Origin of the sequence: Rhizobium sp. BR 315 (assembly GCF_050577975.1) — a bacterium.
GTDB lineage: Bacteria > Pseudomonadota > Alphaproteobacteria > Rhizobiales > Rhizobiaceae > Rhizobium > Rhizobium miluonense.
Map to the genome: position 1 here is coordinate 17,583 of NZ_JARWKZ010000065.1, position 10,206 is coordinate 27,788.

Sequence of the window (10,206 nt, forward strand, 5' to 3'; positions counted from 1 at the left end):
CCGCCAGCGACAAGACCGTTTGCGGCAAGATGCGGACGAAACAGGGCAAAGCTTACGCTGGCGAGAAAATAGCCTTTGTTGACAATGGCTTCAGTCATTCTCCAGCGAATAAAGGAGCCTGTCATGTCCGCCTCGCCAAGCATCTTACGCCACCAACACCGGCGAACCATCCTCATGAGATTCGGCCTGTTACTATGGTTCAGCAATGCGATCCTGCTACCGGTGCTTGCCGTCATTTTCGCGCTGCTTCACCCCCTGGAATCGCACGCCCAGCCGGCAGCCTTCGTCACGCCGAGTGAGATGGGCGCCGGCAGCCTTCTCCTGCAGACGACGCAGGAGGGCAAATATATCGAGGCCCCACGCCTTGCTACCGATGTCGACATCGACGTCAACGGCCCGACGGCACGCGCGGTTCTCACCCAGGCCTTCGAGAACTCGACCGACAAATGGGTCGAAGCCCTCTATGTGTTCCCTCTGCCGGAAGACAGCGCCGTCTATTCCCTGAAGATGATCGTCGGCAACCGGGTCATTGTCGCCGACATCAAGGAGAAGCAGGCCGCGCGCGCCATCTACGAGCAGGCTCGCAAACAGGGGAAGAGAGCCGCTCTGGTGGAGCAGCAGCAACCGAATGTCTTCACCAATGCGGTCGCCAATATAGGCCCGCATGAAAAGATCGTCGTGCAGATCGAATATCAGCAGGCGGTACGCCTGGCGGATGGCCGCTTTTCCCTGCGAGTTCCGTTGGTCGTCGCACCGCGCTACAGCCCGCAGGGTGCATCGCCGATCACGCAGCAAGCCGACCTGAAGGCCGGCTGGGGACGAACCCAGGACAGCAAGTCTCGGAAGGCCGGCGACAAGCCCGTCTCCACCCCCCTGATGGCGCCGGGCAGTGCTCGCACCAACCCTGTAACGCTGAAGGTCAATCTCAATGCCGGCTTTCCGCTCGATGATATCAGAAGTCTTTATCACACGGTCAAGATTGACAGGTTGAACGACAGCGCACGGCGGATCGCTCTGGACGGTGACGCGACGGCCGACCGCGACTTTGTGCTCGAATGGAACGTAGTCGCCAGCAATGTGCCAAGCGTCGGCCTGTTCCGCGAGCATGTCGGCAAGGATGACTACGTGCTTGCCTATGTGACGCCGCCGGCAGTGGCGACGCCGCAAAAGGCCGATCGCGAAATCGTCTTCGTCATCGACAATTCCGGCTCCATGGGCGGCACGTCGATCCAACAGGCAAGGGCGAGTCTCGATTATGCTCTTTCCCGGCTCGAGCCGAGCGATCGCTTCAATGTTATTCGCTTCGACAACACCATGACCAAATTCTTCCCGGATTCGGTCTTGGCAACGGCTGACAATATCGCCTCGGCCCGCCGCTTCGTCACCGGCCTGGAGGCTGCCGGTGGAACGGAAATGCTGCCGCCGCTCAACGCAGCGCTCGACGACAGCCATCAGGCCAATGGACTGCGTCAGGTCGTTTTCCTCACCGACGGCGAAGTCAACAATGAGCAGCAGCTTCTCGATGCAATCGCAAAGTCACGCGGACGCTCGCGCATCTTCATGGTCGGCATCGGTTCGGCGCCAAACACCTACCTGATGAGCCGTGCCGCCGAACTCGGCCGCGGCAGCTTCACCCATATCGGTTCGGTTGCCGAAGTGAACGAACGCATGCGCACCCTCTTCGACAAGCTGGAGAACCCAGCCGTCACCGATGTCGTGGCGGTCTTTTCGGAAAAGAACGTCAGCCTGTCACCCAACCTTCTGCCCGACCTCTATCATGGCGAACCGCTGGTCCTGGCTGCCCGCATTGGCAAAGCCGCCGGCACCCTGGCCGTCAGCGGAATGATCGGCGACCGGCCGTGGACGATCTCGCTGCCGCTCGATCAGGCAAGCAATGCCAGGGGCATCTCCAAGATCTGGGCACGCCGGCAGATCGACGATGCCGAGGTCAATCACACCCTGGGCAAGATCACGCAGACGGAAGCGGACAAGCGCATTCTTCAACTGGCGCTCGATCACCATCTGGTCACACGCCTGACCAGCCTTGTTGCAGTCGATGCCAAGCGCCTGCGCCCTGCAAACGTGCCGCTGACTGAAGCTGACATTCCCCTGCAGCTGCCCGCCGGCTGGGACTACAAGACGCTCCTTGGCGTCGGCGCCACCCGCGACGCAAAGGTAGACGGCAAGGGGCATCAGACGGGCGATAAGTCTCAAGGTGTCGACGGCGACGCGGAGATGCAGGTCGAGCCGATCTCCGCACCCCCTGCGCCGAACCTTCCCCTGCCGCAGACTGCAACACCTGGGCAGCGCCTCATTCTTCAGGGATTGCTTGCTCTCTTGCTCGGGGCATCGCTTCTGGCCTGCGCATCGCGGAGGAGCAAGCCATGATCGCCGCCGATCGCATCCAAACCACGGGGAGCGCGCCGGCGCGCTCCCTTCTCATCGCCGCCGCCGGCATTTTGATTGCGATCGGTCTATTCGTCGCCGCACAGGGAGGATGGATTTATGCCAAAGCGGCCGTTGCGCAGGCTCTATTGGAGCGAGCCTTCGCACAAAGCATGACGACTGGTTTGCCGGTCAAGCCCTGGAGCTGGGCCGATACCTGGCCGGTGGCGCGCATCGAGGTTCCGCGCCTTGGCGTTTCCGCCGTAGCGCTCAAGGGCGCAAGCGGCCAGGCGCTCGCCTTCGGTCCGGGACATCTCGACAATACACCACAGGCGGGCGAGGAAGGTACGGCAGTCTATGCCGCGCACCGCGATACGCACTTCGCTTTCCTCAAAGATATCAAGGAAAACGACCAGATCCGCATCACGCGCCGCGATGGCCGATCCGTTATGTTCCGCGTAACACACATGGCCGTAGCGCGCTGGGACGAGGCCGAGATCGATCCGAACGCGCGCGGCGTTCACCTCGTTCTGGCGACATGCTTTCCCTTCGATGCCGTGACATCGGGTCCGCTTCGCTATCTGGTCTACGCCGATCTCGACGAAAGCGTCGCGCCGTGACAAAGCGCGAGCCAATTACCTGCCGCCGATGAGAACGGTTGAAGGTGGTTCGGAATGTCCAAGTTAGCGTTGCATCAATTCCGCCTCATAGCGCCGGTTGCACGACACAGGCCGCGCCATCGCCGAGGCAGACGACGGTGCCGTCGAAGCGCGGATCAACGATGTAAGACCGGGGATCATTGCCCATCCCATCGCCGGCGAAGGTCGGGGCGCCGTCTTGCCCCTGGACCGGCGGCAGCGGCGGCATGTCGGGAGCGAAGCTGCGCGGCGTGTTGATGCTTGCCAGCTCCGTCGTCGGGCTTGTGGCGGTCACCGTCAGCACGCCGCCGATGAAGCTGAGATCGTAGTTGGCCGAGGCTGTCAGCGTTCCYTGSSTGATGGCATAGCTGCCCGGTCCGGAAACTCGGTCGGCCGCGGTCGCCAGCTGRCCGAAGAGGCGGTCGCCATGGACGAGGCCGGCACCGYCGATCGTGTARGTGAAGAGCGGATTGGCGACGCCGCTGAACCGGCTGGCGTTGTTGGCGGTCACCGTGATCGCGCGCGGCGTCACCGTCAGATTGCTGCCGGTGTAGCCGATKGCGTAATTGGCATTGCCGAGCGTGCCGAGGCCGATCGCATAGGTGCCGATGCCGGAGCCGGTCGTGGCGGAGCTTGCGAGACTGCCCGTCAGCGTGTCGCCATTGATGAGGCCCGAGACGGTGTAGCCGAAGACCGGATTGGCATCACCATAGATGCGGCTTGCGTTGCTCGCGGCAACGGTGAGCGCGCGCGGGGTGATCAGAAGATTGCCGCCGATAAAGGTCAGGTCATAACTGCCCGAGGCGGCAAGCGAGCCCTGCGTGATCGCATGGTTGCCGACGCCGGAGGTGGCGGTGGCCAAGGTCGTCAGGCTGCCCGTGAGGCTGTCATTGTTGACGAGCCCTGCGCCGCCGATCGTGTAGCTCAGCGCCGGATTGGCATCGCCATAGGCACGGCTGGCATTGTTGGCCGCAACCGTGATCGCCCGCTTGCTGACAGTCAGGTCCGCAGCGGTGAAGCTCAGGTCGTAATTGCCGGACGCGGCAAGCGAGCCCTGCGAGATGGCATAGATACCGACGCCGGAGGCAGCCGTCGCCAAGGTCGTCAGGCTGCCGGTGAGGCTGTCATTGTTGACGAGACCTGCGCCGCCGATCGCGTAGGACAGCGCCGGGTTGGCATCGCCATAGGCACGGTTCTGATTGTTGGCGGCAACCGTGATCGCCCGTTTGTTGATCGTCAGGTCCGCGCCGGTGAAGCTCAGGTCGTAATTGCCGGAGGCGGCAAGCGAGCCCTGGGTGATAGCATAGACGCCGACGCCGGAAGCAGCCGTCGCCAAGGTCGCCAGGCTGCCGGTGAGGTTGTCATTGTTGACGAGCCCTGCGCCGCCGATCGTATAGCTCAGCGCCGGATTGGCATCGCCATAGGCACGGTTCTGATTGTCGGCTGCGACGGTGATCGCCCGCCTGTTGATTGTCAGGTCTGCACCGGTGAAGGTGATGGCGTAGTTTGTGTTCGCCAGCGATCCTTGCGTGATGGCATAGGCACCGACATTCGAATATTGCGCCGCCGCGGTCCACAGCAAGCCGGAGAGCATGTCGTTGTTGACCAGGCCCGCGCCTCCAACCGTGTAGGTCAACGTCGGATTGGCGTCACCATAGGCTTTCGACAGCGCATCCGCCGTCACCGTCAGTGCCCGCGGGTTCACGGTGAGGTTCGCCCCGGTATAGGTGATGGCGTAGTTTGCGTTCGCGAGCGAGCCCTGCGCGATCGCATAGGCACCGACATTCGAATACTGCCCCACTGTCGTCGACAGCGAACCGGAGAGCATGTCGTTGTTGACCAGGCCCGCACCGCCAACCGTGTAGGTCAACGTCGGGTTCGCGTCACCATAGGCTTTCGACACTGCATCCGCCGTCACCGTCAACGCTCGCGGAGTGATTGTCAGGTCGGCGCCATGATAGGTGATCGCGTAATTGGCATTGCCGAGGCTAGCGAGAGTGATGCTGTAGCCACCCACATTCGAATACTGTCCCGCCGAGGTCGAGAGCGAGCCGGAGAGTGTATCGTTGTTGACGAGGCCCGAGCTCGCGTAGGTCAGCGTCGGGTTGGTATCGCCATAGGCCTTCGATCGGGCATCCGCAGTCACCGTCAGCGCCCGCGGGTTGATCGTCAGGTCGGCGCCGTTGTAGGTGATCGCGTAATTGGCATTGCCGAGGCTGCCGAGAGTGATGCCGTAGCTGCCCACATTCGAATACTGCGCCGCCGCGGTCGAGAGCGAGCCCGAGAGTGCGTCGCTATTGACGAGGCTACCGCTGGCAATGTTGTAAGTCAGCGCGGGATTTGCGTCGCCATAGGTTTTCGAGAGTGCATCCGCCGTCACCGTCAAGGCTCGCGGGTTCACGGTGAGGTCCGCCGCGACATAGGTCAGGGCGTAGTTGCCGGACGCTGCGAGCGTCCCCTGGCTGATCGTGTAGGCACCGACATTGGAATACTGCGCCGCCGAGGTCGAGAGCGAGCCGGTGAGCATGTCATTGTTGACAAGACCTGCGCCCCCGACGGTGTAGGTCAACGTCGGATTGGCATCGCCATAGGTTTTCGAGAGTGCATCCGCCGTCACCGTCAGCGCTCGCGGATTCACAGTGAGATTGTCCCCGACATAGGTCAGGGCATAGTTACTGGAAGCCGCGAGCGTCCCCTGGCTGATCGCATAGCTACCGACATTGGAATATTGGCCTGCTGTGGTCACCTGCGAGCCGGAGAGCGCGTCGTTGTTGACAAGGCCCGCACCCCCAACCGTGTACGTCAAAGCCGGATTGGCGTCACCATAAGCCTTCGACTGCGCGTCCGCCGTTACCGTGATCGGCCGCGCCGTGACGGTTTCCGTCCCAGGGAGATAGACGAAGCTGTATGTTCTGCCGCCGGCGCTCGTCACAGCCGTGTTGCTGACAGTCGCGCCGTAGTTGCCGACACCCGAGGTGCCGTCGGCGCTGGAGACGACCGTGGCGGGAGTGGTGACAAAATCGCCAGGCTTCACGCCGTAATAAGTCGAGATCTGCGTCCCGCCGGCGTCGCCGTAGACGCGGCTGGAGGTGGCCTTGACTGCGATCACGTCCGAGGCGCCATAAAGCCTGGCATAGGAACCTGAGCCGGCCGGCGCCCAGACGGAAGCCAAGTCCCAGCCCAGGGCGGTAGCGCGGGCGTTGAAGGCGGTACTGTCCGGCGGCGCGCCCCCATCGCTGTCGATAGAAATTGAGGCCGTGATCGTGCCGCTAGGGGCGTTAATTGCAACGAGATTGCCAAGGTTGGCGTTCCAGTAGGTGCTTAACGCAGCGCCGGTGGCATAGGTTTGGTTGATTGCGCCGCCATTGAAGGCGACGAGACCGCCGACGTAATAGCCGCTGCCCGAGGCGCTGCCGGTGGCATAGGCCTGGCTGATTGTACCACCATTGATGGCAGCGAGGCCGCCGACGTAGAAGCTGCCCGAAACGCTGCCGGCGGAATAGCTCTGACTGATAATGCCGTCATTGATGCCGACGAGCCCGCCCGCGCGGTCGCCAGCCGTAACGCTGCCGGCCGCAGAGACATAGGCCTGACTGATCGTACCTGCGTTGCCACCGACGAGACCACCCGCAGTGTAGCCGGAGACGCTGGCCGCAGCCCAGGCTTGGCTGATTGCGCCTTGGTTGATGCCGACGAGCCCGCCGGCACCATGGTCCTCGTCGTTGCTCCAAACGCTGCCGGTGGCGGAGGCCCGGCTGATCGTGCCATCGTTCCGGCCGGCGAGCGTGCCGACGTAACCGAAGCCCGCAACGCTGGCACCGACCAGACTAAGATTGGTGACGCTGCCGGTCGAGCCGATATAACCGAACAAGCCAACAAAATCAGTGCTTGGTCGATTGATGGTCAATCCGGTGATCGTATGGCCGGCGCCGTCGAGACTGCCGGTGAAGGTGGTGCCGTAGGTGCCGATAGGCACCCAGCCGCTGGTGGAGAAGATGTCGGCGGCGTTGGCACCGGATGTTGCGCTGGCATCGATATTACCCGCGAGCTTGTAGCCGTCGGCGAGGTTAGCGCCAGCCAGCACGAGTTGGTGCAGGTTGGAGATACTGATGATACCGTTTAGATCCGCAGTGGCCGCTTCCGACCGCAGGATCGGCCGAAGGTCGCTGGACTGGTACCAGACATTGGCAAAATCCCACCCGGAATAGCTCGACGCACTGCGCGCCTGTGTCGTGGTCAGGCCGGTGACGCCGGCAGTGCTAGGGGTGTAGCTGACACCGTAGGGCTGTCCGGTCGTGCCCATATCGAAATACGAGGCCGTGATCGTGCCGCCGATGGTGGAGCCGACGAGGCCGCCGACGTAATGGTCACCCGAAACACTGCCAGAGGCCCAGGTCTCGCTGATCGTGCCGGCGTTATAGCCGACCAGGCCGCCCGCAGAGTTGCCGGCGACGCTGCCGGCAGCATAGGCTTGGCTGATCGTGCTGAAAGAGGAATTGGCGCCGACGAGGCCGCCGACGAAATTGCTGCCCGAGACGCTGGTTGTGGCATAGGCCTGCCTGATCGTCCCGTCGTTCTGGCCGACGAGCCCGCCGACAATGTGGCCGTTGGCGGCGACACTACCCGAGGCATAGGCTTGGCTGATTGTGCCTAGATTATCGCCGGCGAGGCTGCCAACATAGTTGGATCCCGTGACACTGGCACCGAGCAAACCAAGATTGGTAACGCTGCCGCCTTGGCCGATCATGCCGAACAGGCCGACATAGTCAGTGCTTGCATTGTTTATGGTCAGCCCGGAGATAGTGTGTCCCGCGCCATCGAAGCTGCCGCTAAAGGCGGCGCTACCGTTGCCGATGGGCACCCAGCCGCTGGTGGAAAAAATGCCCGCGGTGTTGGCGCCGGAAGTGGCGCTGGCGTCGATATTGCCCGCGAGCTTGTAGCGGCCGGCGAGGTTCGCACCCGTGAGCACAAGCTGGTGGAGGTTGGAGATGGTGACGCCGCCGTCTGCATCCGGCGCTGCCGCTTCCCAGCGACCGATCGGGCGCAGATCGCCGGACTGGTACCAGTCGGTGGAAAAATTCCAGCTCGAATAGCTCGACGCGCTGCGCGCCTGCGCGGTCGTCAGGCCGGTGACGTCGGCGGAGCCGGAGTTTGTGCCGACACTGAACGACTGGCCGGTCGCGCCGGTATCGAAATAGGAAGCCGTAATCGTGCCCAAATTCCGCCCGGCAAAACCGCCGACGGACGAGCCACTGCCCGAGACGGCACCTGTTGCATAGGCTTGGCTGATGTTGCCATAGCTATCTCCGGTGAGGCCGCCGACGAAATTGCTGCCCGAAATGCTGCCGGTAGCATAGGCTTGGCTGATCGCACCATTGTTATAACCAGTGAGACCACCAACGAAACTGCTGCTCGAAACGTTACCGGTGGCATAGGCTTGGGTAATCGTGCCGTCATTGTAGCCCGCGAGCCCGCCGAAATACACGCCGTTACCCGAGACGCGGCTAGTGGTATAGGCTTGGCTGATCTCGCCCTTGTTCAGGCCAGTAAGCCCGCCGGCGTACCAGCCGGAGCTCGAGATGGTGCCGGTGGCGTAGGTCTGGCTGATCGCGCCGTAGTTCTGGCCTGCGAGCGCACCGATATAGGTTCGCGCCGAGACGCTTGCGTCGACCAGGCCGAGACCCGTGACGCTGCCATTTGAGCCGATGTAACCGAACAGGCCGGCAGCGTTCATGTTCGGCCGGTTGATGGCCAGACCGGTGATCGTGTGACTACGGCCGTCGAAGGCGGCGTTGTAGCCATTATGGTCGTTGAGGATCGTCCAAGAGGCATCCACGCCGATGGGACTGAAACCGCTTCCTCCGTTCCAGGTCGCAGTGCCGGAGGCGTCAATGTCCCGCGTCAGCGCCCAGTTAGCGTTGAGATAGGACGACAATGAACCAATGCCTTGCAGCCCGTAAACGTCCTGCAACAGGTAGGGCGAGGCACTGCCGCCATCGCCGCCGGTGATGCGCAAGAACGCGCCGCCTCCGATCGTGAAGCTCGCCGTCGCAAAATTGGGTAGTACTGCAGCGTTCTGCACCCAGTTGCCTGAGGTCAGGTTGAACCGGGCGACCGAGACCGCCGCGGGCGCCGAGATCGTACCGCCGGAGGCGAGCGTCAAGCCGCCGGCTGCAGCACCGATCGCAGCATTGATGTTGATATTGTTGGCCGCCGACAGCGTTAGCGTAGCGCTCGAGTTCCACCCGATAGGAGCAGTGACCGTGATATTGCCGTCTTGTGCGCCAGACGAACCCGTCGTCACCGTGACATTGGCGGTCGCGAGCGCATTGGTGAGCGTGTTGACATTGATGACGCTGTCATTGCCGCTGGCTGTGAAGCCCGAGGAATTGCTGCCCGTCCCCGTCGAGATCGTCACATTATAGGGATCGAGCAGCAGATTGCCGAACGAGCCATGCGCCGCCGTCAGATCGGTCAGACCGGTATAGGAAAGCTTCGCCTTGCCCGAGACTTCCACCTCGCCGCCATTGCCGGACAGTGATCCGCCCTTGGCCGTGATCGTCCCGGCAAAGCCCGTCAGATCATCCGACCACAGAACGACATTGCCGCCATGGCCGGTGGTGATGGCATCGGCATGGATGACGGTGTTGGCATCGACCGTCAGCGTCTGCGCATGCTGCAGCGTGCCCTTACCCTGACGCCCGCCGCCGATATTGACCGTGCCGCCGCCGGTCTTGCCAGAGGCATTGATCTTCGCACCGGCCAGCGTGATCTTGCGGCCCGTCACCTGCACCTTGCCGCCCGAGCCGTGCTTGCTGCTCGCATCGATCTTGCCGGTAACAGCAACCTCGCCATCGCCGCCAGACAGCACGATGTCGCCGCTTCGGCCCGACACACCCCTCGCCTCGATCGTGCCCGACATGTTGACCGCTTGCCGCGCCATATCCTTGGCGGCTGCCGCCGTCAGCTGCACCGTGCCACCCCGGGCCGAGATCTTGCCGCTGTTCTCGACCAGCGCCCCACTGCCGCCTGCCTTGGTCGGCACCGCCACCTGCAGGAAGCCGTCGCCGGACAGATCGAGCGTCGCCTGTTCGCCCGAACCCAAGGCCGCCTTGCCCATCGGCACGGTGATCACACCGGTATTGGCGACCGTGCCGCCGATCAGCGCCATGTAGCCGCCGCG

Annotated in this window: 3 protein-coding genes; 2 read left to right on the plus strand and 1 reads right to left on the minus strand. The window is 62.9% G+C overall.

Annotation, left to right across the window (positions count from 1 at the left end):
* Positions 1-123 precede the first annotated feature (123 nt).
* Together QD409_RS31610 and QD409_RS31615 are read left to right on the plus strand one after the other, a co-directional pair.
* The gene (locus QD409_RS31610) at positions 124-2,388 is read left to right on the plus strand and encodes a marine proteobacterial sortase target protein (protein WP_430764639.1); all 2,265 of its coding nucleotides are present in this window, start codon (positions 124-126) and stop codon (positions 2,386-2,388) included.
* Complete coding sequence (locus QD409_RS31615; RefSeq protein ID WP_430764640.1) at positions 2,385-3,005, plus strand: class GN sortase; 621 nt, start codon at positions 2,385-2,387, stop codon at positions 3,003-3,005. Before QD409_RS31610 ends, QD409_RS31615 begins: the two co-directional genes overlap by 4 nt.
* Before the next feature lie 85 nt (positions 3,006-3,090).
* Here the strand turns inward: QD409_RS31615 and QD409_RS31620 are convergent, their stop codons facing one another.
* The gene (locus QD409_RS31620; protein WP_430764641.1) at positions 3,091-10,194 is read right to left on the minus strand and encodes an MBG domain-containing protein; all 7,104 of its coding nucleotides are present in this window, start codon (positions 10,192-10,194) and stop codon (positions 3,091-3,093) included.
* Positions 10,195-10,206 lie beyond the last annotated feature (12 nt).